Genomic DNA, 26,053 nt, shown 5'->3' on the forward strand with positions numbered 1-26,053 from the left:
TTCACGCTCGAGGCCGGCCAGGACCATCGCCTTGAGAATGGCGACATCGTCAGGAAGGTCGGCTGCCGTGGCGGACATGCCCTATTTCTGGCAGTTTCCGGGCAGTCCGCAATGGCATTTCGATCAGGGGAATCAGGCTTGCGACCTATCGCGTCGTCACCGGAGCCTGAGCGCGCGGCGTGTGCATTTTCGACCACTGCAGCCCTTCGAACAAGGCTGACGCCTGTGATGCCGACAGCCGCATCACGCCATCCTGTGCCCGTGGCCAATGGAAGCCCCCAGTCTGCAAAACCTTGCTCACGAGCACCAGGCCGCTGCCATCCCAGACCAGGAGCTTGATCCTGTTCGCCCGCTTGGAGCGGAAGATGAAGACTACCCCCGAGAAGGGTTTAAGTCCGAGTTCATGCTCGACCAGCGCCGCCAGGCTGACGGCCCCTTTCCTGAAGTCGACCGGTTTTGTCGCCACCATCACCTTAAGCGGCCCTGGCGGGATGATCATCCCGACCGGCTCACTGCGGCAAGCACACGGGCGATATGTTCCTCGCTCACCCCTGGCGGCACATGGATCGCCAGCCTTGCCGTGCGGATCACGATCTCATCGCCTCCACCATCAGCCGAGCCGGAGCCGTCCGCATCTTCAACCACCGCCGGAACGAAACCCAGCTTCTTGCTGGCCAGGCGCTTGCCCGGAATGCTGTCATGCCGCCACGCATAGCCGCCCAATGAGCGAAGCATGTTGGCCCGGATCGGCCTTGGTGACGATGATGACGCCTTCTTCATTCGCCTCTCGCATCAATGTCCCGTCGATGCTGGTGAAGCGCTCCTGCTCGACTTCTCTCGCCACGCTGGCAGCGATCTCTTGGCTAGTGCGAGGGCCCAGGTCGAGGGAGACGATCTCGGTCGCCCGGGTGCGAAGGCCCTGGGTCATATAGTCCCGGGCGATGACCAGATCCTTGCCGGTCTCATCCTTGCCGCGCACGATGACATGGCTGTGGGGATGGCCGGTGTTGAAATGATCGACTGCCACCCAGTCGAGTTTCGTGCCCAGGTCTTTCTCGGCCTGTTCCATCAGGCGGCGGACCACCGGCTTCAGGTCATGATATTGTGCGCCATCCTCCGGGGCGACGATGAAGCGGAACTGGTGGCGGTCGCCGGCCGATCGTTCGAGGAAGGACTTGCTGTCGAGCCGATCGTCGTCGCGGCCATAGAGCGAGCCGCGCTCGCCCTCGCGGGTCGTGCCGTCGCGCTGGAGATAACGAAGATGCGCGGCGGCAGCCATGCCCCTGCCCAGCTTCACGATCCGGCTCTTCACAACCACGCGGCGAGCGCTGTGGATCGGCGTGCAAAAAGGACCCCGTTAGCGGGGTGATCGGCGTCTAAAAGGGACCCCTCATTTCGATAGCTTACACAGTCGCGTGGAAGTTCATGCGGCGAGATCGGGATGTTGGTTTTGGAGACAGTGGTTCGTATCCGGCGTGAGTATGCCGGCGGGAAGGCGATCAAGGCGATCGCGCGTGATCTGCATGTGTCGCGGAAGGTAAGCCTTGCTCAATGACGTGCGAATGCAAGGGAACCTCCCTGGCCACTCTGGTCTTCACAGTTCCGGCATCGGGCGTAATTTTCATTACCCAGACGCCCTCCACTTCTATGATGTCCTGTTTGCGGAGTTGGCTAAGTTCATTCACCCGAGCGCCGCTGTAAGCACAGAGCCACGGTATCCAGCGCCGCGCCCTGACGTAAGGAGCTGAGAGCCTGCCCTTTGGAGGTTCAAGGCTGGCCCGCAAAATTGCCAAAGCCTCTTCGGCGGTGAAATCCTTATCCCGAGTAATCGTGCTTTTAGGAATGCGCACTTTCAGCCCGTGAGCGACGTTTTCAGCAAGCATCTTTTCTTCGGTCGCCCACGCCAATGTGCAGCGCACCGCAGTCACATACTTATCGCGCACCGTCACGGGCTTACGCAGCTTCCCTTGCCGCCCCGGAGTTTCCAACAAATGGTCACGCCAACGGGCCAAATCATCACGAGTTATCAGACGGGCATCATCATGCCCCAAGAAGCCGATCAGACTCTGAATATAGCTGCGCCACTCCTTACGGACACCGGGAGACACGCCCTGAGCGGCCGTATACGCCTCAAAGGTCGGCATGAGATGAACCGGCGGCTTCTGCTCTACCGATTTTGCTTGCGGCGCTTCTGGCTCGACTGGCGTAGGAACGTCTTTGCCGTCCAACCGCGCCAGGATGGACTGCCACGTTTCGATCTGGGCATTGTGAAACGCCCGCACATAAGCGGAAAATTCAGCGGTTCTGGTATCAACGATGAAGCCAAGCTCTTCTGCGTGCTCTTTCGCTGGACCGCCCCACAGCGCCGCTATCGCCTCAATATCTCCGAGCGCTCTCAAGGATTTTGCCTCCTCAAGCTCCTCCGCGATTTCGACGATGAAGTTCGCTCGCGCTTCCCTTTTTCTGGCGCTAGGCCGATCTACCCACCGAACCTCCTCGTCCAGTTCCAGTTCTGCAGAAATCCATGCCTCACAAAGGTACTTGGCGAGTTCGGGAGACAGGTCATTGAATTGCCCCGAATGCTTACGCACAGCTAGCGCGACTTCGCGGTCATACTGCTTCACTGCCGCATCATAGCGCTTCAGGAAATCCGGAGATTCAGGATGGCCCAACGATATCCGCAGTTGGGTCCCATGAAGGTACGGCCGGAGATGATTTGGAAATAGACGGCGGAAGGATTTTCTACCTCCCGGATGGTTCTGGATGTGCTTCACGAGCCAACCCATAGCAGATTCCTTGTACCCATGCCATGTACCCTGGCAGGCCTAGAAATCGCAGAAATCCGGTTTTTTCCTGAGAAATCCTCATCTTAAATGAGGAATGGTGCCGCTTACGTGACTCGAACACGTGACCCTCGCATTACGAATGCGATGCTCTACCAACTGAGCTAAAGCGGCACTGGCGCGGGCAGATAACAGCGGTCGGGCGATTGGACAAGCGCCCAAATGCACTTTCTTGCCCCCGCCCCCGCCGTCGCAGCGCAATCGACCGATATTGCGCGCCATCCATCCGCTTTTGCACGCGAATTTACGGCATGTTTACCATCCCCGTGGCACAGCCTTGCGCAAAGTCGCTTATTCTCTGTTCCAAGGACCGACCGGATGGACATTCTGCGGGGGCATGACGTCGCCAACGACCAGGACGATTTCGAATATCCCGGTGATGCCGCGATCGACCGTCCGCTCGCCGTGGGATATGAGGAACGGCGCATGCAGGTGCGCGCCTATAATTATTGGGCGTCGCTGCTGGGCGATCGCGCCCTGCCCCTGATCGAGGATCTTTCGCCCGATCAGATGGACGATTTCGGTCCCTATAGCGTGCTGCTCGATTTCACCGCCGGCATCGAGAATCCCGCGATCGTCTATCTCGGCACCGCGCTGCGCGAGGAATGCGAGATCGAGGGGCCGATCGGCCATATCGCCGATGTCCCGCCACGTTCGCTGCTGTCGCGCCTGACCGATCATTATCTCCAGATCATCGCCAATGCCGCGCCGATCGGATTCGAGGCGGAGTTCATCAACCAGCGCGGCCGCGAGATTCTCTATCGTGGCATCCTGATGCCCTTTTCCGCGCAGAGCGATTCGATCGACTTCGTGTTCGGCGTGATCAACTGGAAGGAAATGGCCAGCCACGCTTTGTCGGTCGCGATCGAGCGCGAGGTCGACACCAATTTGCTGCACAATCCCCCGGCGCGCAGCGATGCGCCGATCTGGGCCGATGGTCCGGGCGCGGACGAGGATGACGATGTGCTGGATCTGGCCGGCATGGAGATGCCGACCGAGGATGCGCCGCTCGCCGACTGGCTGGCGCTCGCCCGCGAAGGCGCGGAAAAGGCCCGCACCAGCGAAGCGCGCAGCCACGCCGCCCTCTATCGCGCGATCGGCCTTGCTTATGATTTCGCGCTGGTGACCCGTCGTTCGGCCGAGGAATATGCCGAACTGCTGGAAGATTATGGCATCAAGGCGCAGGCGCGCAGCCCGATGACCGCCGTCATCAAGCTGGTCTTCGGCGCCACCTATGACAAGACGCGCATCACCGAATATGCGACCGCGCTGGATCATGCCGCGATCGCCAGCCTGCCGGTCGGCAGCTTCGCCGCCTATCTGGCCGGTTATGATGGCGGCCTCAAGGCCCTGGTCCGCGACGAGCGTGCGGCCCGCCGGGCGGACATGCCCGCCCGCCCCGACAAGCGCCAGACCGCCCGCGACACGATGAAATGCGCCACCGCGCTCGATCCGCTGGCCGTCGCCACCGACAATGACGGCCTGGCCGTCGTCGTCGCCCGGCGCGAGGCGGATGGCACGCTGGCGATCGTCGGCGCGCTGCCGGAAGGGTCGGACCTGGGTCAGCGCGTGATCCTGGCCGCCGCCGACTGAGATTTTGCCTCGGCGCCGGCCCTCACCCCCAGCCGTGGCGTAAACGCGCCATCTTGGCGTGACATCGCGGCTTTCCAAGTGCATAGGGACATGCCTGCTCTTCGGGCCATGCCTTCCGGACATCGATATCCGCCAGTAACGGGCGGCCCGACCATGCTGCGCTGCATCATAATATTTCACGCGCGCGAAATTTTATTTCGACCAATACTTGAGACGATCCGGTGAGAGGGGCATATAGAGGCCCCTAGGACAAGGAGTCGTCTGGCGGTGTTCCAGCGCCTCCTCCGTTTCGGCAACGGCGGGACATTTCCCCGCGGCTAAGAGGTAGGCGAATGACGGCGCTGGCTGATCCCAATATCAAGGAAGTCGATTCAACTGTTCGGGCGGCGCTGGAAGGCGTCCTGGCAAAGGGCGCCCTGCCCGGCGAGAGCGAGGGATTTGATCAGGCGGCCATCGCCGCCGCTGCGGCCTTCCTCGGTCGCACCGCCAATGCGCGCAAGGCCGGCCAGCCCGGTATCGCGATCGAGACGCTGGGCGAAGGCGCCACCGGCCGCTTCATGCGGATCGCGCTGATCAATGACGACATGCCCTTCCTGGTCGATTCGATCGCCACCACGCTCGCGGCGGCAGACATCAGCATCCACCGGCTGCTCCACCCCGTTCTGTCGATATCGCGCGGCGCCGATGGCACCCTGTCCGCGATCCTGGACGATGATGCGCCGGGCGCGTTGCGGGAATCGATGATCTATATCGAGGCCGACCGGGCCGACGCAAAGGCCCGCCGCGCGCTCGAAAAGGCGCTGGAAGACACGCTGGCCGACGTTCGCGTCGCCGTGCGCGACTGGCCGCGCATGCAGGAAGCCATGTCGGCCGACGCCAATGCCGTCACCGACGATGAAGGCGCCGCGCTGCTGCGCTGGTTCCTCGCGGGCCATTTCACCCAGATCGGCCATGAACTGTGCAGCCGCGTCGGCACCTCGGAAGAGCGGCTGGGCATCTGCGCGCTGCGCGACAAGCCGATGATCGCGCCGGCCTCGCGCGAAGCCGCCTTCACCTGGTTCGAGGAAGGCAAGCGCAGCCCGCTCATCATCAAGTCCAACATCCTCTCGCGCGTCCATCGCGGCGTGTTGCTGGACCTCATCATCCTGCCGGTGCGCGAGGGCAAGAGCGTCACCGGCCTGTCGATCCACGCCGGCATGTGGACCAGCGCGGCGCTCGCCGCCTCACCGGAAAAGGTGCCGCTGCTGCGCTCGGCCCTGTCGGCGCTGATGGACAAATATGGCTTCGACCCGGCCGGCCATGCCGGCAAGACGCTGGCCCATGCGCTCACCACCCTGCCGCATGACATATTGATCGGCTTCGAGCGCGACACGCTGGAGCATCTGGCGCTCACCTTCATGTCGCTGACCGACCGGCCGCGCCCCAAGCTGGTGCTCGCCACCAGCGCGCTCGCCCGTCACCTCTATGCCTTTGTCTGGCTGCCGCGCGACGAACTGTCGACTGCGCGCCGCGTCGCGATCCAGGACATGCTGGCCAAGGCGGCGAATGGCCCGGTATTGAGCTGGTCGATCGCGCTGGAGGAAGGCGGCCTGGCGCTGCTGCGCATCACCCTCGACCTGCGCGACGGCGGCGTGGTGCCCGATGATGCCGCGCTCGATCGCCAGCTCAAGCAGATGGTGCGCGGCTGGCTGCCCGCCGTCGAGGAAGCGCTGGCCGAAAGCGAGGAAGCCGGCCGCGCCGCGGCGCTGGCCCAGCGCTTCGCCCCCGGCTTCCCGATGGCCTATCGCAACGGCGCCGGCCCGGTCGAGGCGGCGGTCGACATCCGCCTGATCCACGGCCTGTCGGGTCCGGGCGACAAGTCGATCCGCATCTATCGCAATCCGGAAGACAGTGCCGAACGGCTGCGCCTCAAGCTCTACAGCCATGACGCGATCGCCCTGTCCGAAGTCGTCCCCGCCTTCGAGAATTTCGGTTTCCGCGTGATCGACGAGATGACCACGCCGATCGACGGCGGCGCGCTCGGCCATGTCCAGCGCTTCGTGCTGGAACTGCCGGCCGGCGGCGATGCCCAGGCGGTGGTCGACCGCGCCGAAGTGGTGACCGAGGCGATCGCCCAGGTGATCGAAGGCGTCGCCGAAAATGACAGGTTCAACGAACTGATCGTCACCGCCGGCTTCGCGCCGCGCGCGGTGGTGCTGTTCCGCGCGCTGTTCCGCTATCTGCGCCAGACCGGCACCGCCTTTGGCATGGCGACCTTTGCCGACACGCTGCGCCGTGAACAGGGCGTCGCCCGCAATCTTGTCGCCCTGTTCGAAGCGCTGCACGATCCCGCCGCGCAGGACGGCAGCGACAAGGCGACCGCCATCCAGGCGGAGATCGACGCGGGCCTGGAACAGGTCAGCTCGATCGACGAGGATCGCGTGCTGCGCCTGATCCGCGCCGTCATCACCGCGACGCTGCGCACCAACTTCTATGCCCCGGCTGCGGCCGAGGCGCTGGCGTTCAAGATCGACAGCGCCCTGGTCCCCGGCCTGCCGGCGCCGCTGCCCTGGCGGGAAATCTGGGTCTACAGCCCGCGCGTCGAGGGCATCCATCTGCGCGCCGGTCCGGTCGCCCGTGGCGGCCTGCGCTGGTCCGACCGTCGCGACGATTTCCGCACCGAAATCCTGGGCCTGATGAAGGCGCAACGTGTCAAGAACGCTGTCATCGTGCCGACCGGCGCGAAGGGCGGCTTCTACCCCAAGCAACTGCCCAATCCGCAGGTCGACCGCGATGCCTGGTTCGCCGAAGGCACGGAAAGCTATCGCATCTTCATCCGCACCTTGCTGTCGATCACCGACAATATCGTGAAGAACAAGGTGAAGCACCCCGCCCAGGTGGTGGTGCGCGATGGCGACGATCCCTATTTCGTGGTCGCCGCCGACAAGGGCACCGCGACCTTCAGCGACGTCGCCAATGCAATCGCGCTGGAACGGGACTTCTGGCTGGGCGACGCCTTCGCCAGCGGCGGCTCCAACGGCTATGACCACAAGGCGATGGGCATCACCGCCAAGGGCGCCTGGATCAGCGTCCAGCGGCACTTCGCCGAAATGGGCGTCGATGTGCAGAGCGAGCCGGTCAAGGTCGTGGGCTGCGGCGACATGTCGGGCGACGTGTTCGGCAACGGCATGCTGCTCAGCAAGGCGATCAAGCTGGTCGCCGCCTTCGACCATCGCCATATCTTCCTCGACCCCAATCCCGATCCGGCCAAGAGCTGGGAAGAGCGCAACCGCATGTTCGCCCTGCCCCGCTCCAGCTGGGAGGATTATGACAAGGGCCTGATCTCCGAGGGCGGCGGCGTGTTCGCCCGCAGCCTCAAGAAGATCCCGCTCACCCCGCAGGTGCAGGAAATCCTGGGCGTGACCGAAAGCGAGATGGAGCCGACCGCGCTCATCTCCGCCATCCTCAAGAGCCCCAACGACCTGCTGTGGTTCGGCGGCATCGGCACCTATGTGAAGGCCGCCGCGCAGAGCCATGGCGATGTCGGCGACCCGGCCAATGACCGGCTGCGCGTCAATGCCGAACAGCTGCGCGTCAAGGTGGTGGGCGAAGGCGCGAACCTTGGCACCACTCAGGCCGGGCGCATCGCCTTCTCGCTGCATGGCGGGCGGATCAACACCGACTTCATCGACAATAGTGCCGGCGTCGACTGCTCGGATAATGAGGTCAACATCAAGATCGCGCTGAACAAGGAAATGGCGGAAGGCCGCCTGCCCTTCGACAAGCGCAATGCCCTGCTCGAAAGCATGACCGATGCGGTCGGTGCGATCGTGCTGGAGGATAACCGGCTTCAGGCGCTCGGCCTGTCGATCGCCGAAAGCGGCGGCGCGGCGGACCTTGCCTCCTATGTCCGGCTGATCGAGACGTTCGAGGAAACCGGCCGTCTCGACCGCCAGGTCGAAGGGCTGGCCGCCAATGACCAGTTGCTGCGGCGTGGCCAGGATGGCCAGGGCCTCACCCGCCCCGAACTCGCCGTGCTGCTCTCCACCGCCAAGCTGGCGCTGCAGGACGCGATCGAACATGGCGACCTTGCCACCGATCCCAGCATGGGCGCGGAACTGGCCGCCGCCTTCCCTGCCGCGATGCAGGAGAAGGAAGCCGATGCGATCGCGGCCCATGCGCTCAAGAAGGAGATCATCGCCACCAAGGTTGCGAACCGCATCGTCAACCGCCTCGGCATCATCCATCCCTTCGAACTGGCGGAAGAAGAGGGCTGCTCGCTCGCCGATCTCGCCAGCGCCTTCCTGATCGCTGAGCGTCTCTACGACATCCGCACCCTGTGGGCGGATATCGACGCGGCCGACATGTCGGAAGCCGCCCGCCTGGCCCTGTTCGGCGACATCGCCAGCGGCATGCGCGCGCAGATCGCCGACATCCTGCGCAGCGTGCCGGCCGGCACGCTGCCGGACGCCGGCCATGCGATCCTGGCCAAGGGCGTCGAAACGCTCGCCAACCAGGTCGACGACCTGCTCACCAGCGAAGCGCTGCGTCGCGTCACTGCCGTTACCGATCGCCTGCTCTCGCTCGGCGCACCGGACACGCTGGCAGTGCGCACCGCCGGCCTGTTCAAGCTGGACGGCGCGGTCGGCATCGCCGCGCTCGCCGGCCGCCTGAAGATGGACGAGATCGCGCTGACCCGCGCCTTCACCCATCTGGGCGAGGCTGTCGGCATCGACTGGGTCCAGTCGGCCGCCGCCCGCATGGAACCGACCGATCCGTGGGAGCGCCTGCTCATCTCCGGCGTCGCGCGCGACATGCAGCAGGTGCGGCTCGACTTCCTGGCCCAGGGCAAGGGCAAGGACGTATCGGACCATGTCGAGAAATGGCTGATCGAGCGCGGTGCGCGCATCCAGCAGTTCCGCGCCCTGGTGCAGCGCGCCAAGGCAGCGGCATCGCCCAATGTCGCGATGCTCGCGGAAATCGCCGGTCAGGCCCGCGGCCTGCTCGGCCGCTGAGGCCATCGCCCCTTCCCGTCAGAGGGAAGGGGTTTCAGCACCCCAGAAAAAAGGCGCCCGATCCAGTGATCGGGCGCCTTTTTCTTTTCTGTGCCTTCGATGCGATCAGCGCGGATCGGCGGGCAGCGGCTGCACCATCAGCGGCTTGGGCGCCGGTGCGGGGGCCGGTTCGGGTGCCGGCGCAGCAGCAGGCGCCGGTGCCGGCTCTGCAGCCTCCGGCGCCACAGCGGCCGGCGCATCGGCTGCCGACTTGTCCTTGCCCGGCACGCGCAGCCCCGGACCATAGACCGGCGTCACACCCGGCGTGTAGCGACCGTGCAGCGCCTCGATCTCCGCCTTGCGCTGGTTGAGATAGAGGTCGCGATAGCTGCCATAGGGATTGTCGTCGGAACGGATCGCCTGGATGCGCTCGTCGAACGCCGCGCGCTCGCCCAGTTGGTCCAGCACCGCCATCGGGATGACGACCGTGGGCTGGGTGAAGGGCTTGCCCACCGCGAAGGGCAGGATCATCTTGTCGACCGTGTCGCCGATGATGTCGCGCAGCGTCGTCGGGCCGACCAGCGGCAGATACATGTACGGCCCCGGCCCCACGCCATAGAAGCCCAGCGTGTTCGCGAGGCCATTGGGGCGATAGGGCAGGTTGAACGGCTTGCGCTTGGCAACGTCGAACAGGCCGACAAAGCCCAGAGTCGTGTTGATCGCGAAGCGACCGGCCGTCTCGAACGCCTTGCCCGGCTTGAACTGCAGCATATAGGCCGCGAACACCACCGGCTCGCCCAGGTTCGAGAAGAAGTTGCGCAGCCCCTTGCGCACCGGGCGCGGCAGGCCCTTGTTATAGGCCTTGGCCACCGGCTCGATCAGCGCCTTGTCGACGGCCTGGACCGCTTCGAAAGACTGTTCGTTGATCGCGGCGAAGGGATCGCGCTTGCGCAGGCCGGTATCGCCGGTCACGACGATCGCATTGGGATCGACCGGAACCTCTTCCTTGGGCTGCTCCGCAATCGGGCTCAGCGTCGGCAGCACGACCGGCGGCGGATAGGGACTGTCGGGTGACGGCGCCTGTGCCGGCATCTGGGCGGGCTGGATCGGGTCGGCAGGACCAGTCTGGGGCGTTTCCGCCGGCGCAGGTGCCACGGCCGCAGCCGGCACCACCGGAGCGCCGCTGTCCACGACCTCCCCCTGTCCCGCCATCAGCATCATTCCAGTGGCGGCAACCGAAAGCAGCATAAATCGTCCCTTGTCACGGCCCCGTCTGGACGACGGGCCCAACGGCCAGCAACGGCCTGGATAAGGGCCGATAAACAGACATTGCATCCCCGCGACATCGCTGTCCAAGCTGATTTCGCTAGGGGGGCGTGCCGCACCCGTCAAGTATGGTGGTCAAGACGGAGGCGGCAGGCGGAGACGCGCGTGCGGCGCTTTGGTTCCCGACCGCTTACATTTTGATACATTTTTCCTGTTGCGAGCGGTTTGCAATTGCGAGTCGTTCGCGTTATTCGGGCCACCTCATTTCCCACAGGACTCGCCCTTCCCTCGATGCACGCTCCCGCCCGCGCCCAGCCCAAGAAAAAGAAGAGCGCCAAGGCATTCTGGCTGAAGCAGCTGCATACCTGGCATTGGGTGAGTTCGGCGATCAGCCTGATCGGCCTGCTGCTATTCGCCTTCACCGGCATCACCCTCAACCACGCCGCCGATGTCGAGGGTTCGCCCCAGACCGTCGAGAAGAGCGCCACCCTGCCCGCCCCGCTGCGCAAGCTGGTCGCGGCCGATGATGCGCCCGATGCCAAGAAGCCCCTGCCCGCCCCGATCGCCCAATGGGTCGAAAAGGAAATCGGCCAGAGCGGCGCAGGCGAGGCGGAATGGTCGGCGGACGAAGTCTATCTCGCCCTGCCGCGTCCCGGCGGCGATGGCTGGGTGTCGATCGACCGGCATGACGGCAAGGTCACCAGCGAAGCGACCAGCCGTGGCTGGGTCAGCTATCTCAACGACCTGCACAAGGGCCGCAATGCCGGCACCGTGTGGAAATGGTTCATCGATGTCTTCGCAATCGCCTGCTTCCTGTTCGCGCTGACCGGCCTGCTGCTGCTCCAGCTTCACGCCGCCAAGCGGCCGAGCACCTGGCCGCTGGTCGCGATCGGGCTTGCGCTGCCGGCGCTGCTCGCCATCCTCTTCATCCACTAACGGGGGTCCATCTTTCCATGCAGATCAGTCCCAAGCTCATCCTGTCCGGCGGTGCCGCGCTTGGCGCCACCGGTGCGCTGGCCGCACCGGCCGCCGCGCAGACCATGACCGTCACGGTCAATATCCCGCGCCTGTCGGTCGCCGAATATCACCGCCCCTATGTCGCCATCTGGCTGGAGAAGGAGGGCGCCGCCCCCCGCACGCTCGCGGTCTGGTATGATGTCGACAAGGCCAAGGGCGAAGGCACCAAATGGCTGCGCGACATCCGCCAGTGGTGGCGCGTGTCCGGCCGCACGATGAGCTTCCCGGCCGATGGCGTATCGGGCGCGACCCGCGCGCCGGGCGACCAGAAGATCGCCTTCACCGCCGGCAAGGGGCCGCTCGGCGCCCTGGGTCCGGGCAAATATACGCTGGTGGTGGAAGCCGCCCGTGAAGTCGGCGGCCGCGAACTGGTCCGCCTGCCCTTCACCTGGCCGGCCAAGCCCGGCGTCGCCGCCAAGGCACAGGGCAGCAGCGAACTCGGCGCCGTCAGCGTCAGCTTCGGCAAGTAACAGGGGACAAAGACCATGAAAGCCAAATATCTGATCGCGGGCGCGCTTGCCGCCCTGATGCTCTCCGGCGCGGCCCAGGCCCACCGCCAGTGGATGCTGCCCTCCTCCACCACCCTGTCGGGCACCGACAGCTGGGTGACGGTCGACGCGGCGGTCTCCAACGACCTCTTCTATTTCGAACATTTCCCGATGCGCACCGACGGCATCGCCGTGACCGAGCCGGATGGCACCACCGGCAAGATCGAAAATGCCGCCACCGGCAAATATCGTTCGACCTTCGACGTGCATCTGACCAAGCCCGGCACCTATCGCATCGCCAATGTCTCGACCATGGTGATGGGCAGCTACACCCTGAACGGCAAGCAGGAGCGCCTGCCGCGCGGCACCACCAAGGCCAATCTGGCCCAGGCGATCCCGGCCGGCGCCACCAATGTCCAGACCGCCGAGGCGAGCAACCGCAACGAGATCTTCGTGACGCTGGGCGCGCCGACCACCACCATCTTCAAGCCGACCGGCACCGGCATCGAACTGGTCCCGGTGACCCATCCCAATGACCTGGTGTCGGGCGAGACCGCGACCTTCCAGTTCCTGCTCGACGGCAAGCCCGCCGCCGACCTCAAGGTCACCGTCATCCCCGGCGGCATCCGCTATCGCGATGCGCTGGGCCAGATGGACCTCGTCACCGACAAGGATGGCAAGCTGGCCGTCAAATGGGGCGCCCCCGGCATGTACTGGCTGAACGCCAGCACCGGCGGCGGCCGCGAAGGTGGCCCCGGCGGCCCCGGTGGTCCGGGCGCGCAGGGCGGCAAGCCGGAGGGCGCACCGCCCGCACCGCCGGCCGGCCCGCCGCAGAAGCGCGCCTCCTACATCACCACGCTGGAAGTGCTGGCGCCCTGACCCGGCCCGCCGGCCATCCCGTCCGGATCGCGATAGCGCCCGACCTGTCGCCCGAGCAATTTGCCGGGCGCCAGCGTCAGGGCGCTATCGTCACTTTGGGCGGACCGACCATGGGCACCACATGGTCGGCCCGCATCGTCGATCCGCCCGCCGACTGCCAGGCCCATGTCGAGGCCGTGCTGGCCGCCGTCATCGGCGAGATGAGCAATTGGGAAGCCGGCTCCGACATCAGCCGCTTCAACCGCAGCCCGATCGGCCAATGGACCCGCCTGCCGCCCGCGATGATGGGCGTGCTGAGCGCCGGCCTGTCCATGGCCCGCCTGTCGAACGGCGCCTTCGACCCGGCGATCGGCGGCATCGTCGCGCGCTGGGGCTTCGGCCCGGCGCTCGCCGGCGGCAGCGCCACCGCTTCGGTCGCGCCCTGGACCTGCATCGAACTCAATGGCGACCGCGCCCGGCGCACCGCCGACGTCGCGCTCGATTTTTCCGGCATTGCCAAGGGCTATGCGGTCGACGCGGTCGCGGCCTGCCTGCGCAGCCTCGGCCTCCCCAACTTCCTGGTGGAAATTGGCGGCGAACTACGCGGCGAAGGGGTGAAACCCGATATCCAGCCCTGGTGGGTCGATGCCGAAGTGCCGCCGGGCCTCGACCTCCCGACGCTGCGGGTCGCGCTCTGCGGCCTTTCCATGGCCAGTTCGGGCGATTATCGGCGCTACCGGATGGAGGGCGATCGCCGCCTGTCGCACAGCATCGATCCCGCGACCGGCGCGCCCATTGCGGAGGGCGTCGCCGCCGTCACCGTCCTCCACGCCTCCGCCATGCTGGCCGACGCCTGGGCGACCGCGATCACCGTACTGGGCGCCGATCGCGGCATGGCCCTCGCCACCCGCCACAACCTCGCCGCCCGCCTCATCCTGCGCACCGAAACCGGCGGCCAGGAATATATGACCCCCACCCTCGCCGCGATGCTGGCTGATTGAGGGCGACTTCAGGCGGCGTGGCACCCCAGAGGGCGGAGTTGAGTGAGAGCAAGACATTCCTCCCCGTCACGGGGAGGGGGACCGCTCGCGTAGCGAGTGGTGGAGGGGCACAGGCCGGATAGCGCAGCGCTAAGAGGCACCTGCCCCTCCGTCAGCGCTTCGCGCTGCCACCTCCCCGTGCCGGGGAGGAATGTCCGCTTCTGGTCGCAAGCCGCCCTACCCACATCCGTCTTGCCGGGCTTGACCCGGCATCCCGCTTTTAGATGCCACAGATAAAGAAGCGGGACCCCGGCTCAAGGCCGGGGTGACGATGGCAGCTTCTGGTCGCTTCCAATCCGCCCCTAATAAACGTCGCGCTTGTAGCGGCCGGCCTCGGCCAGGTCATTGAGCGCCGCCTCGCCCAGGATCGCGATCAGCGCCTCATGGACGCTCTGCGCCATGCCTTCCAGGCTGCCGCAGACCAGGATGGTCGCGCCCTGTCCGATCCGTTCGCGCAGTTCCGCGCCCGCGTCCGCCAGCAGATGCTGGACATAGCGGCCGCAATCCGCATCGCGTGAGAAACTGCGGTCCAGCCGTGCCAGCGTGCCGTCCGCCAGCCAGGCCGACAGTTCCGCATCGAAATAGCGCTCATGCGCCCGGCTGCGCTCGCCGAACAGCAGCCAGTGGCCGCCCATCCCGTCATGGGCGGCAGCGCGCAGATGGGCACGCAGCCCGGCGATGCCGGTGCCATTGCCGATCAGGATCATCGCGCCGCGCGACGCCGGGTCGGTGCGGAAGCCCGGATTGGGCCGCACCCGCATCATCGTCGTCTCGCCCGGCGCCATATGTGCGGTCAGCCAGCCCGAGCCGATGCCCAGCCGCCCGTCCCCATCGCGCACCTGCCGCACTACCAGGTCCAGCACGCCATCGGTCATGATCGACGCCGCCGAATATTCGCGGGCCGGCAGCGGGCGCAGCGCCCGCGCTTCTGCCATGGTAAGCGGGGTTCCGGCTTCGGGCAGCATCGCGCGTGCCAGTTCCGCCCGCAACGCCGCCGGCACAGCGATCAGGTCGCCCTCGGGCGCCTGGCTGGCCAGCAGCGCCTCGACCGCCTCGGGCGCGTTGCAGGGGTGGAGTTCGACGATATCGCCCGCCTGCCATTCGGGCACGTCCGTACCCACCGGCTCGAACTGCAGATGATAGGCGGTGAGCGCCGGGCTGTCCGGATTGAGCGCATGGCGCGCCACCAGTCGCCACGGCGTGAACGGGATCACCATCTGGCCCCGATCACCCTCGCCCGCGCCCAGATCATGCAGCGCATCATGCCAGACCTGCTCCGCCGCTTCATCTTCATGCCCCATGGCGATCAGCGGGAAGAGCGGCTGCGAGCCCGCCCCCGCCATCCAGCCGTCGACCGCGATGCCGAAGGCGCAGAAATCGGGATATTCCCGGTCGCCGATCGCCAGCACGCCATAATGGAGATGGCCAAGATCGATCTCCCCGCCACGCAGCAGCCGGCTGGCAAAGCCGCGCGCCATGTCCGGCGGCTCACCCTCGCCATAGGTCGAAACGACGAACAGGATTCGCTGCGCCCCCGCCAGCATATCGCGGGTCAGCCGGCCGACCGGCACCACCTGTGCCCGCACCCCGCCATGGGCCAGCGCCTGCGCCGCATTGCGCGCGCGGATCTCGGCCGTCCCGGTCTGGCTGGCATAGGCGATCAGCAGGTCGCCGCCGCCCATGTCGCCGCCCGCAACCGCCACAACATCGCCGGCCAGCGCCCGCGCCGCCTGCTTGCGCTTGCGGCGCGACAGATAGAGCAGGAAGCCGGTCACCGTGAACAGCGGCATGGTGAGGCTGGTCAGCATCATGATGATGCGGCCGGGCAGCCCGAAAAAGGCGCCGCGGTGCAGTTCATAGACGCTCTGGGTGATGATCACGCCCAGCGGCCGGCGATCATAGAGGTCGCGCTTCTCCAGCGCATGGCTGGCCGGATCATAGCTATATTTGTCGGTCTGGCGCAGATGGCGCGCGCCTTCGGGCCGGGCGTCGAAGCTGATCGTCTTCATCGGCTGCGACGGCGCCGGCTGGGTGATGCGCACCCAGATATAGTCATTGCCGGTGGCGCGGCGGAAGGCGGTCCAGGCCGGATCGATCGACGGGCGCGGCGCGATCCCGTCGCGCTTCTCCGGCCGCCGCCCTTCCTCGCTCGGCGCCTTGCCGGTCAGGCTGTAGATCACCCCCTGCCGATACCAGTCATAGCTCCACCACAGGCCGGTGAGCGCGCTCAGCAAATAGAAGAGCAGCACCCAGGTGCCGATCACGACATGCAGCGCGCGCCACAGGTTGCGCCCCGTCTTGCGCAGGTCCAGCACCAGCCAGGCGCGCCAGTCCAGCGCCTGGCGCGGCCAGCGCAGATAGAGGCCGGACAGCGCGAAGAAGATCAGCGCAATCGCGCTGAAGGCAGTGATCTGCCGGCCGATGCCATTGCCGCCGCCCGGCAGCGCCAGCCAGCGATGCAGATCATCCATCAGGTGGAAAAAGCCTTCGCCCGCCGGCGCGCCCAGCCAGGCGCCGGTGGCCCGATCGACCTGCCCCTGCTTGCGACCGCGCCCTTCGCTCGACGACAGGCGCACGCTGTGCGACCGGTCGCGCGCCATTTCCCAGTCCAGCCGCGCGATATAATAGCCCGGATTGTCGGCCTGCACTTTGGCGATCAACTGGTCGGGCGACAGGTCGGGTTTGGAAGGCACGCCGGGCGCATAGAGGCGCGGCGACAGCGCCTCGCTGATCTCGTCCTCAAAGCTCATGGTCGCGCCGGTCACGCCCATCAGCGCCAGCACCAGGCCGGCGGTGATCCCCAGGAGCCAGTGGATCTGGAACAATATGCGCTTGGTCACCGGGGCTCCGTGGGCTGTCATCCGAAAGCCCAGCCTATTACGCATCTGCAACATGAATGCAATTGCGACTTAGTTTCAAGCAGGCCGGATCAAGATCAGCCCTAAAGCGCGGTGTAGAGGCAGGTCGCGCCCAGGATGATGCCGGGCACATTGGCGACGATGATCGGCCAGTCCTTGTCCTTGTGCAGCCAGCCATAGGCCGCCCACAGGCAGGTATTGAGCACGGTCGCCAGCGGCTGGATCACCGATCCCTTCTCCCCGGCCAGGTTCATCCGGATCTGGTCCAGATAGGAACCATACATGAGGATGGCGGTGACGGTCGCGATCCAGCCGACCACCCGCAACGTCCGCTCGTCGAGATGCCGTGCCATCCTGCCCCCATGCCTGTCGTCGGCGGCACTTAGCCACCGACCGCCGCCCGCGCGCAAGACCGCAATTACCCGGAGGCGCGCATGGCACCGCCGGGCATGGGGGAGCAGGCAACCTCCCCCCGATGGAGGGAGGCGCCGGGCGTCAGTCTAGGTTCGGGCGCAGATAGCGTTCGGCGGTTTCCAGGTCGATGCCGCGGCGCTGGGCATAATCTTCCAGCTGGTCGCGGCCGACGCGGGCGACGCCGAAATATTCCGCCTGCTGGTGGCCGAAATAGAAGCCGCTGACCGCCGCCGTCGGCAGCATGGCAAAGCTTTCGGTGAGGGTCGCGCCGGTCGCATGATGGGCGTCCAGCATCTCGAACAGGATGGGCTTCAAACTATGTTCCGGGCAGGCCGGATAGCCGGGCGCGGGGCGGATGCCGCGATATTCTTCCTTGATCAGCGCCTCATTGGTCAGCTGCTCGCCCTCGGCATAGCCCCAGAGCGCGGTGCGGACATAATGGTGCAGCCGCTCGGCAAAGGCTTCGGCGAGACGGTCGGCCAGCGCCTTGAGCAGGATGTCCGAATAGTCATCGATCGCATTCTTGAAGCGGGCCAGATGCGGCTCGATGCCGTGGATCGACACGGCAAAGCCGCCCATCCAGTCACCATCATGGCTGATGAAGTCGGCGAGGCACATGTTCGCCCGGCCTTCGCGCTTGGCGATCTGCTGGCGCAGCATCGGCAGGGTGTAGTGCTTCTCGTCCTCGACATGGACGATGATGTCGTCGCCCTGACGACGGCAGGGCCACAGGCCCGCGACGCCGCGCGCGGTCAGCCACTTCTCGTCAATGATCTTCTGGAGCATCTTCTGCGCGTCGGCGAACAGGCTGCGGGCGCTTTCGCCGACAATCTCGTCCTCCAGGATGGCGGGATAATTGCCGGCCAGTTCCCAGGCGCGGAAGAAGGGGGTCCAGTCGATATAGTTGACCAGATCCTTCAAGTCCCAGTCGGGGAAGCGGTGGGTGCCGGGCAGCAGCGGGCGCGGCGCCTTCAGGCTCTCGTCCATTTCGAAGGCGTTGGCGCGGGCGTCCTCGATGGACAGGAGCTGGCTCTGCCCCTTGTTCGCGCGGGCGACGCGGACATGCTCATAATCATCCTTGGTCTTCTGGACGAAATCGGCCTTCTGCGTTTCGGACACCAGGGCGGTGGCAACACCGACCGCGCGGCTGGCGTCGAGCACATGGACGACCGGGCCGGTGAAGGCCGGGTCGATGCGCAGCGCGGTGTGGACGCGCGAGGTGGTCGCGCCGCCGATGAGGAGCGGCATGGTCATGTTGGCGCGCTGCATTTCGGCCGCCACCGTCACCATCTCGTCGAGCGAGGGAGTGATGAGGCCGGACAGGCCGATCATGTCGGCATCATTCTCGTTCGCGGCCTTGATGATGTCCTGCCAGGGCACCATCACGCCCATGTCGATCACCTCGAAGCCGTTGCACTGGAGCACGACGCCAACGATATTCTTGCCGATATCATGGACGTCGCCCTTGACCGTCGCCATGATGATCTTGCCCTTGCCCTTGGCGCCGGGTTCCTTGGCCGCCTCGATATAGGGCAGCAGATGGGCCACCGCCTTCTTCATGACGCGGGCGGACTTCACCACCTGGGGCAGGAACATCTTGCCCGCGCCGAACAGGTCGCCGACGACGTTCATGCCGTCCATCAGCGGGCCTTCGATGACCTCGATCGGCTTGGCGGCGGCGAGGCGGCATTCCTCGGTGTCTTCCACGACATACATGTCGATGCCCTTGACCAGCGCATGTTCGAGGCGCTTGGCGACCGGCCAGCCGCGCCATTCCTGCGCGGCTTTTTCGGATGCGGCATCCTTGCCCTTGAAGGATTCCGCGAGAGCGACGAGGCGGTCGCCGGCTTCGGGATCGCTGTTCAGCAGCACATCCTCGCACGCCTGACGCAGTGCCGGGTCGATCGCGTCATAGACGTCGAGCTGCCCGGCATTGACGATCGCCATGTCGAGGCCGGCGGGAATGGCATGATAGAGGAAGACCGAGTGCATCGCCCGGCGCACCGGTTCGTTGCCGCGGAAGGAGAAGGAGAAGTTCGACAGGCCGCCCGAGATATGGACGTGCGGGCAGCGCTTCTTGATCTCGCGGCAGGCCTCGATGAAGTCGACGCCGTAGTTGTTATGCTCCTCGATTCCCGTCGCGACGGCGAAGATATTGGGATCGAAGATGATGTCCTCAGGCGGGAAGCCGATGGTCATCAGCAGCTTGTAGGCGCGCTCGCAAATCTCGACCTTGCGCGCCTGGGTGTCGGCCTGACCGGTCTCGTCGAAGGCCATGACCACCACGGCGGCGCCATAGGCCATGCACAGGCGGGCATGGTGCAGGAAGGCTTCCTCGCCCTCCTTCATGCTGATCGAGTTGACCACCGGCTTGCCGGAGACGCATTTCAGGCCGGCTTCAATCACTTCCCATTTCGAGCTGTCGATCATCACCGGCACGCGGCTGATGTCCGGTTCCGAGGTCATGAGCTTGAGGAAGGTGGTCATCGCCTCGACCGCGTCGAGCAGGCCTTCGTCCATGTTCACGTCGACGATCTGCGCGCCATTTTCGACCTGCTCGCGGGCGATATCGATCGCCGCGGCATAGTCGCCGGCCATGATCAGCTTCTTGAACTTGGCGGAGCCGGTGACGTTGGTGCGCTCGCCGATATTGACGAAGGTGGCGCCAGAAAGATCGGGGGAGGTCTGCGTGGTCATTCTATCAATCCGTTCGCTTCGAGCCTGTCGAGAAGCGTTGCGCGCCCGGTTCTCGACAAGCTCGAACCGAACGGAGGGTGGTTTTACGCCGCGATATGCATCGGTTCGAGACCGGCGAGGCGGGTCACGACCGTCAGTTCGGGCACCTGGCGCGGCTTGTGGCCGTCCAGCGCCTTCGCCACCGCGCCGATATGGGCAGGCGTAGTGCCGCAGCAGCCCCCGACCATGTTGACCAGCCCTTCGTCCACCCACTGACGGATCAGCTTCGCGGTGGTTTCGGGCAGCTCGTCATATTGCCCAAGTTCATTGGGCAGGCCGGCATTGGGATAGGCCAGGATCAGCGTGTCGGCATTTTTCGACAGTTCGGCGAGATAGGGCCGCAGCAGGTCGGCGCCGAAGGCGCAGTTCACGCCGATGGTCAGCGGCTTCAGATGCCGCAGCGAATACCAGAAGGCGTTGATCGTGTGGCCCGAGAGATTCCGGCCCGACATGTCGGTGATGGTGAAGCTCAGCATCACCGGCACCGAGCGGCCGGCCGCCGCTTCGGCTTCGCGCGCGGCCATGCCGGCGGCCTTGGCGTTGAGTGTATCGAAGCAGGTTTCGATCAGCAGGAAGTCGACGCCGCCAGCGATCAGCGCATCGCACTGTTCGCGATAATCGGCCTTGAGCGTATCATAATCGACCTCGCGATAGGCGGGATCGTTGACGTCCGGCGAGATCGACAGCGTCTTGTTGGTCGGGCCGATCGAGCCACAGACGAAACGGGGCTTGCCGTCCTTCGCCGTCGCCTTCTCGCAGGCGGCCCGCGCGATCTTGGCGGCCGCGACATTGATGTCCCACACCAGATGTTCGCAGCCATAATCGGCCATGGCGATCTTGGTGGAGGAGAAGGTGTTGGTCTCGATCATGTCGGCGCCATTGTCGAGATAGGCGGTGTGAATGCCCTCGACGATGTCCGGCCGGGTCAGGCAGAGCAGGTCGTTATTGCCCTTCTGATCCTTCGCAAGGTCCAGATCACCGCGATAATCGGCCTCGGTCAGTCCATGTTTCTGGATCGACGTGCCATAGCCACCGTCGAAGATCAGGATCTTTTCCGCCGCCAGGGCGCGCAATTTCTGTTCAGCGTTCATCGTCATATCCCCTCGTCCCGTTCGGTTCGAGCTTGTCGAGAACCCTCGCGCTACCGGTTCTCAACAAGCGCGAACCGAACGGAGGGGATGGTTTCAAATCAGGCGTCCACCGTCACCTGCGGGCGCAGGCCCAGCAGGTGGCAGATCGCATAGCTTAGTTCCGCCCGGTTGAGCGTATAGAAATGAAAGTCGCGCACGCCGCCCATATAGAGGTTGCGGCACAGTTCGGCCGCCAGCGTGGCGGAGACGAGCTGGCGCGCGGCGGGATGCTGGTCCAGCCCGTCGAACAGGCGGCCCATCCAGGCGGGGACGTCCGTGTTGCACATCGCCGACATGCGCTGGACCGCGGCGAAATTGCTGACCGGCATGATGCCGGGAATGACGTCCGCATCGATGCCGGCGGCGGCGACCGTGTCGCGGAAGCGGAAGAAGGTGTCCGCCTCGAAGAAGAATTGGGTGATCGCACGGGTCGCGCCGGCGTCGATCTTGCGCTTCAAATTGTCGATGTCGCTCTGCGCGCTCAGCGCATCGGGATGGGTTTCGGGATAGGCGGCGACCGAAATCTCGAAATCATGGCGCTTGCGCAGCCCCTCGACCAGTTCGGCCGCGCCCTTGTAACCATCGGGGTGCGGCTGGAAGGCGGTGCCGGCCTCCGGCGGATCGCCGCGCAGCGCGACGATATGGCGCACGCCCGCTTCCCAATAGGCGTCGGCGACCTCGTCGATCTCGGCCTTGCTGGCGGCGACGCAGGTCAGGTGCGCGGCGGCGGCCAGCGGCGTTTCCCTGGCGATGCGGGCGACCGTATTATGGGTGCGCTCGCGGGTGGAGCCGCCCGCGCCATAGGTCACCGACACGAATTTGGGCGCCAGCGGGGTCAGCGTCTCGATCGCGGACCAGAGCTGCTCCTCCATCTTCTCCGTCTTGGGCGGGAAGAATTCGAAGCTCACATTGAGGTCGCCGGCCAGATCCGCATAGAGCGGCCCTTCGGCATCATGGCGGGCGCGGTCAGTCTGGGTCATGCGGAAATCCGTTCTTCGATGGGCAGGATGTCGGCGCCGCGCTGGCGCCCGAGCCATAATTGTACCGTCAGTTCCTGGCCGGGCAGCACGTCCACCCGCTCCAGTTCCAGGCCCGCCTGCGCGAACCAGCCTTCGATCTGCATGTCGGAAAAGCCCAGGCGCGCATGCTGGTCGCGGGTGCGCAGTTCCTCGCGTTCATGGGCGGCGAAATCGACGATCAGCACCCGGCCGCCGGGGCGCAGCACCTGCGCCGCCTGCGCGATCACCTGCTCGGGCGCCTGCGCATAATGCAGCACCTGATGCAGCAGCACCGTGTCGACGCTGGCGGGATCGATCGGCAGCGCGGCGAAATCGCCGAGCAGCAGCGCATATTTGTCGCCCGCATCCTCGGGCAGCTTGGCGCGGGCCAGCCGCAACATATCGGGGCTGCGATCAAGCGCCGTCACCTGATCGGCGGCGGGGCCGAACAATTCGATCATCCGCCCGGTGCCGGTGCCGATATCGAGCAGATGGCCGATCGCCTGCCCGTCCAGCATCGCGCGCATCGCCGCTTCCACATCGGCTTCGGCGACATGGAGCGAACGGATCGCGTCCCATTCCTCGGCATGTTCGGCGAAATAGGCTTCGGCTGCGCGCGCACGCTCGGCCCGCACGGCGGCAAGGCGCGCGAGATCCGCGCTCTGCCAGGCGGCCTCAGCGGGCGACGGCTGCAACTGGTCGAACAAGGTGATGAAGGGTTGGACCGACACCTTCTGGCCCAGCCGCAGGAAGACCCAATTACCCTCCTTGCGCCGTTCGACCAGGCCGGATTCCACAAGAATGCGGATATGGCGCGACACGCGCGGCTGGCTCTGGTCGACCACCTGCGCCACTTCGCCCACGGCCAGTTCCATCGCCCGCAACAGGTGGACGATGCGCAGCCGCGTCGGGTCTCCAAGAGACCGGAAAATGTCGAGGACGCCACTCATGGGGCAATCATATAAAGAAATCTTTATATGCGTCAATGGCCGTCCATTGCGGGCACTTCCGACAAAAACCGCGCCTTATCAGGCCCTCCCGTTCAGGAATGGGATTGCCTTGCTTCGCCCAAAGCATTACGAATCAGCGCGCAGGCGCAATGGGGGGTGAGCTTTTCTCCGAGAGTGGTCTGCATCTTTTTTTCTCTGAGAGGGGTTTGCCCATGTCCAAGTCGATTGCTCTTTCGCTCGTTCTCGCCGCTTCGCTGGGTCTGGCTGCTTGCGGTGGCCACACCGCCGAAAACGCTGCCAACAACGCCGCCAACGCTGCTGAGAACGCTTCGAACGCTGCCGACAACGCCATGAACGCCGCGATGAACGCTGCCGACAACGCTGCGAACGCCGCTTCGAACGCGACCAACAACGTCGCCAACGCGATGTAATTTCCCTTTCGGGAAGAGTTTCTTGGAAAAGGGCCGCACCGGAAACGGGAGCGGCCCTTTTCTTATGCGCGAAAGGACCGGCGAGTGATCAAGCGACCTGCCCTGCTGCTCCTGCTGGCGCTGGGCGCCTGCAATTCCGGCCAGGATGATGGCGTCGGCGGCGTCAGCGCGGCCGAAGCCAGCGCGCTCAATGCCGCCGCGGCGCAGCTGGATGCGCGCGCCGGCGCCGCGTCGCCGCAGGAGGCCGAGCTCAACCCCGCCGCCGTCGCGGCCGCCCGTGCCGACCGGCGACAGGCCGGGGGCAATGGCGCCCGATAGCAAAAAGGCCGCCCCCTTCACGGGGACGGCCCTTCAAAGTCACCAGATGGGGTGACGCTCAGCAGTTGCGATCGATCGCGCGGCCAGCCAGCGCACCGACGCCCGCGCCGATGATGGCGCCCGTGGTGCCGTCGCCCCGGCCATAGCGGCCGCTGCCCCGACCCACCTCGTTACCGAGCAGGCCACCGGCGATCGCACCGATGATGGTGCCGCCCGTGCCATTGTCCCGGCAGCGATAGCCGCCACGATAGCCGCGATAGTCATTGCGATAATAATTGCCGCGATAACCGCCGCGATAGCCACGGTCGCCGCGATAATAGTCGCCCCGATAACCGCGATAGCCACGGTCACCGCGATAGCCGCGATCACCCCGGTAATAGTCGCCGCGTTCATAGCCGCGGCCCCAGCCATCGCGCGCCATGGCGGGCGTCGCGGTGACGGCGAGGGAGGCAGCGCCCATGGCGAGCGCAGCACCCAGATTGATCAGATACTTCATCTTCATGGCGTTGCTCCTCAGATTGCCATTTCCGCGGTGAACCGGACGGGCCGATCACCAGGATTGATGCCCTTATGACTGATTCGCGTTGAGTGGAGCCTGAATGGCGGTGACAGCCACCGTTCAGCTGCCAACGCTTCGCCACTCCCCTGCTGCGTCCCGCCGACATTTCCCCTATGGCAGAGCGCGATGCGTCGAATCCTGATCGTTCTCGCTCTTGCGATCCTGCTGCTGCCTGCCCCGCCGTCCACCAAGCCCGCCGCCGTGCGGCCGGGCACCTTGCTGGTGACGGCGCGGTCGGTGCCGCTCGACAGCAGCGATCCCGATCGCCGCCGGGTCGGCACGCTCACCTATCTGGGCGGCTGGCAGCTTGGCAGCGACAATCCGGGCTTTGGCAGCATATCCTCGCTGCTGGTCGACGGACCGGGCCAGATATTGGCGCTGAGCGATGCCGGCGTGCTGATGGGCTTCCATGTCGGCCCCGGCCGCGCCAGCCGCCGCCCCTTCATCGCGCCGCTGCCGGTAAGGGCGCAGGACAGGGACCGGCCCTGGTGGTCCTGGGATTCGGAATCCATGACCCATGATCCGGCCAGCGACCGCTATTGGGTCGGGTTCGAGCTGCTCCAGGCGATCTGCCGCTACTCCCCCGGCTTCGCGCGGGTGGAGGCGTGCCGGACCTGGCCCGAAATCGTCGCCTGGCCCAAGACCGGATCGATCGAATCCTTCACCCGCCTGCCCGAGGGCCGCTTCATCGCGATCGGCGAGATGGGCATGACCGCCGACGGCCATCATGACACATTGCTCTGGTCGGGCGATCCGGCCGAGCATGACACGGCCGACCCGATCCATCTCCATTATGTCGCGCCGCAGGGCTATCGCCCGACCGACATGGTCGCGCTGGACGATCACCATCTGCTGGTGCTGAACCGGCGCCTGACCCTGCAGGAACTGTTCACCGCGACGATCGCGATGATCGAGCTGCCTGAGAATCCCGCCCCGAACACGGAGTTGCGCGCCCGGACGCTGGCGCGGCTGGCGCCACCGCTGCTGGCCGACAATTTCGAAGGACTGGCGCTCAGCCGGGAACAGGGCCGGACGATCCTGTGGGTCGCCTCCGACGACAATCACGAATTCTTCCAGCGCACCTTGCTGCTGAAATTCCGATTGGATTGATCAGGGCCGAAACGCGGGCTGGTGCGGCGCATTCCCTGCTCAGCAGAGAATATCAGAAAACGCAAAAAAGCGGCCTGTTGCCAGGCCGCTTCTTATGCCGAAACGAATCGAAGCGAATCAGGCGGCTGCGGCAGCCTGCTTCTTGACGATGTCGCGCTTCAGGCGACGGGCCTTCAGCGACAGCTTGTCGTCGCTGGTCTTGACCAGCCAGTTGTCGAGGCCGCCATTATGCTCGACCGAGCGCAGACCATGGGTCGACACGCGCAGCTTAACGGTGGTTTCCAGCGTTTCGGAGATCAGCGACACGTTCTGCAGGTTCGGCAGGAACACGCGCTTGGTCTTGTTGTTGGCGTGGGAAACATTGTGACCCACCTGGCGACCCTTACCGGTCAGCTCGCAAATGCGCGACATAGTCAATCAACCTTTGAAATTCGGGTTCGTTCGGAAAGCGGCGCCGATAGCGGGATTCCC

The 26,053-nt window shown here is 65.5% G+C and carries 22 protein-coding genes and 1 tRNA gene; 9 read left to right on the top strand and 14 right to left on the bottom strand.

Translation table 11 applies throughout. The features are described from left to right. Nucleotides 1-145: 145 nt before the first annotated feature. From tnpB to AC0KVN_RS14410, 5 genes are all read right to left on the bottom strand, one after another. Nucleotides 146-499, bottom strand: a complete 354-nt coding sequence (gene tnpB / locus AC0KVN_RS14390) for an IS66 family insertion sequence element accessory protein TnpB (RefSeq protein ID WP_048578803.1) — start codon at nt 497-499, stop codon at nt 146-148. After that, complete coding sequence (locus AC0KVN_RS14395) at nt 496-735, bottom strand: hypothetical protein (RefSeq protein WP_483656184.1); 240 nt, start codon at nt 733-735, stop codon at nt 496-498. Before AC0KVN_RS14395 ends, tnpB begins: the two co-directional genes overlap by 4 nt. Continuing rightward, nucleotides 698-1,297 (bottom strand): hypothetical protein, encoded by a 600-nt coding sequence (locus tag AC0KVN_RS14400; RefSeq protein ID WP_483656185.1) that lies wholly within the window; start codon nt 1,295-1,297, stop codon nt 698-700. Before AC0KVN_RS14400 ends, AC0KVN_RS14395 begins: the two co-directional genes overlap by 38 nt. Nucleotides 1,298-1,499: 202 nt before the next feature. After that, on the bottom strand, nt 1,500-2,786 hold the full coding sequence (locus AC0KVN_RS14405; protein WP_435567108.1) for a recombinase XerD: 1,287 nt from the start codon (nt 2,784-2,786) through the stop codon (nt 1,500-1,502). A 95-nt stretch (nt 2,787-2,881) separates the two neighbouring features. After that, a tRNA-Thr gene (locus tag AC0KVN_RS14410) sits at nt 2,882-2,957 on the bottom strand. A gap of 204 nt (nt 2,958-3,161) precedes the next feature. Between AC0KVN_RS14410 and AC0KVN_RS14415 the strand changes: the two genes are divergently transcribed. Beyond that, nucleotides 3,162-4,436, top strand: coding sequence for a PAS domain-containing protein (locus AC0KVN_RS14415; RefSeq protein ID WP_435567109.1), 1,275 nt, complete (start codon nt 3,162-3,164; stop codon nt 4,434-4,436). A gap of 332 nt (nt 4,437-4,768) precedes the next feature. Next, complete coding sequence (locus AC0KVN_RS14420) at nt 4,769-9,430, top strand: NAD-glutamate dehydrogenase (RefSeq protein ID WP_435567110.1); 4,662 nt, start codon at nt 4,769-4,771, stop codon at nt 9,428-9,430. Between the two features lie 105 nt (nt 9,431-9,535). Here AC0KVN_RS14420 and AC0KVN_RS14425 read toward each other — a convergent pair whose 3' ends face one another. Continuing rightward, complete coding sequence (locus tag AC0KVN_RS14425) at nt 9,536-10,657, bottom strand: MlaA family lipoprotein (protein WP_435567111.1); 1,122 nt, start codon at nt 10,655-10,657, stop codon at nt 9,536-9,538. Nucleotides 10,658-10,966: 309 nt separating this feature from the next. Here AC0KVN_RS14425 and AC0KVN_RS14430 point away from each other — a divergent pair, with 309 nt between their 5' ends. The 4 genes from AC0KVN_RS14430 (at nt 10,967) to AC0KVN_RS14445 (ending at nt 14,039) form a co-directional block, all read left to right on the top strand. Continuing rightward, complete coding sequence (locus tag AC0KVN_RS14430; RefSeq protein WP_435567112.1) at nt 10,967-11,611, top strand: PepSY-associated TM helix domain-containing protein; 645 nt, start codon at nt 10,967-10,969, stop codon at nt 11,609-11,611. Between the two features lie 17 nt (nt 11,612-11,628). Next, a complete protein-coding gene (locus AC0KVN_RS14435) occupies nt 11,629-12,162 on the top strand; it encodes a DUF2271 domain-containing protein (protein WP_069336671.1) in 534 nt (177 codons plus the stop codon). A gap of 15 nt (nt 12,163-12,177) precedes the next feature. After that, on the top strand, nt 12,178-13,059 hold the full coding sequence (locus AC0KVN_RS14440) for a DUF4198 domain-containing protein (RefSeq protein WP_278988548.1): 882 nt from the start codon (nt 12,178-12,180) through the stop codon (nt 13,057-13,059). Between the two features lie 110 nt (nt 13,060-13,169). Next, nucleotides 13,170-14,039 (top strand): FAD:protein FMN transferase, encoded by an 870-nt coding sequence (locus tag AC0KVN_RS14445; RefSeq protein WP_483656186.1) that lies wholly within the window; start codon nt 13,170-13,172, stop codon nt 14,037-14,039. Nucleotides 14,040-14,380: 341 nt separating this feature from the next. Here AC0KVN_RS14445 and AC0KVN_RS14450 read toward each other — a convergent pair whose 3' ends face one another. The 6 genes from AC0KVN_RS14450 to AC0KVN_RS14475 form a co-directional block, all read right to left on the bottom strand. After that, nucleotides 14,381-16,918, bottom strand: a complete 2,538-nt coding sequence (locus AC0KVN_RS14450) for a PepSY domain-containing protein (protein ID WP_435567114.1) — start codon at nt 16,916-16,918, stop codon at nt 14,381-14,383. Between the two features lie 101 nt (nt 16,919-17,019). After that, nucleotides 17,020-17,289 carry a SemiSWEET family transporter gene (locus AC0KVN_RS14455; RefSeq protein WP_026109570.1) on the bottom strand — a complete coding sequence of 90 codons (270 nt, stop codon included), beginning with the start codon at nt 17,287-17,289 and terminating at the stop codon, nt 17,020-17,022. A 142-nt stretch (nt 17,290-17,431) separates the two neighbouring features. Continuing rightward, nucleotides 17,432-20,047: a methionine synthase gene (gene metH / locus AC0KVN_RS14460; RefSeq protein ID WP_435567115.1), complete on the bottom strand. Its 2,616-nt coding sequence runs from the start codon at nt 20,045-20,047 to the stop codon at nt 17,432-17,434. Nucleotides 20,048-20,130: 83 nt separating this feature from the next. Further along, nucleotides 20,131-21,177 carry a homocysteine S-methyltransferase family protein gene (locus tag AC0KVN_RS14465; RefSeq protein WP_069336676.1) on the bottom strand — a complete coding sequence of 349 codons (1,047 nt, stop codon included), beginning with the start codon at nt 21,175-21,177 and terminating at the stop codon, nt 20,131-20,133. A 98-nt stretch (nt 21,178-21,275) separates the two neighbouring features. Continuing rightward, complete coding sequence (gene metF, locus AC0KVN_RS14470; RefSeq protein ID WP_125986110.1) at nt 21,276-22,196, bottom strand: methylenetetrahydrofolate reductase; 921 nt, start codon at nt 22,194-22,196, stop codon at nt 21,276-21,278. Continuing rightward, the gene (locus AC0KVN_RS14475) at nt 22,193-23,164 is read right to left on the bottom strand and encodes an ArsR/SmtB family transcription factor (RefSeq protein ID WP_435567116.1); all 972 of its coding nucleotides are present in this window, start codon (nt 23,162-23,164) and stop codon (nt 22,193-22,195) included. The genes metF and AC0KVN_RS14475 overlap by 4 nt, the downstream gene beginning before the upstream one ends. A gap of 212 nt (nt 23,165-23,376) precedes the next feature. Here AC0KVN_RS14475 and AC0KVN_RS14480 point away from each other — a divergent pair, with 212 nt between their 5' ends. Both AC0KVN_RS14480 and AC0KVN_RS14485 read left to right on the top strand, forming a co-directional pair. Then, nucleotides 23,377-23,595: a hypothetical protein gene (locus tag AC0KVN_RS14480; RefSeq protein WP_004210488.1), complete on the top strand. Its 219-nt coding sequence runs from the start codon at nt 23,377-23,379 to the stop codon at nt 23,593-23,595. 84 nt (nt 23,596-23,679) lie between these two features. After that, nucleotides 23,680-23,913 carry a hypothetical protein gene (locus AC0KVN_RS14485; protein WP_435567117.1) on the top strand — a complete coding sequence of 78 codons (234 nt, stop codon included), beginning with the start codon at nt 23,680-23,682 and terminating at the stop codon, nt 23,911-23,913. 58 nt (nt 23,914-23,971) lie between these two features. Here AC0KVN_RS14485 and AC0KVN_RS14490 read toward each other — a convergent pair whose 3' ends face one another. After that, complete coding sequence (locus AC0KVN_RS14490) at nt 23,972-24,415, bottom strand: DEAD/DEAH box helicase family protein (RefSeq protein WP_010336747.1); 444 nt, start codon at nt 24,413-24,415, stop codon at nt 23,972-23,974. 183 nt (nt 24,416-24,598) lie between these two features. Between AC0KVN_RS14490 and AC0KVN_RS14495 the strand changes: the two genes are divergently transcribed. Continuing rightward, nucleotides 24,599-25,582 carry an esterase-like activity of phytase family protein gene (locus AC0KVN_RS14495; protein ID WP_483656187.1) on the top strand — a complete coding sequence of 328 codons (984 nt, stop codon included), beginning with the start codon at nt 24,599-24,601 and terminating at the stop codon, nt 25,580-25,582. Nucleotides 25,583-25,699: 117 nt separating this feature from the next. Here the strand turns inward: AC0KVN_RS14495 and rpmB are convergent, their stop codons facing one another. Further along, on the bottom strand, nt 25,700-25,993 hold the full coding sequence (rpmB, locus tag AC0KVN_RS14500; protein WP_004210484.1) for a 50S ribosomal protein L28: 294 nt from the start codon (nt 25,991-25,993) through the stop codon (nt 25,700-25,702). Nucleotides 25,994-26,053: the final 60 nt, after the last annotated feature.

The sequence above is a fragment of the Sphingobium sp. SG1 genome (assembly GCF_057063145.1).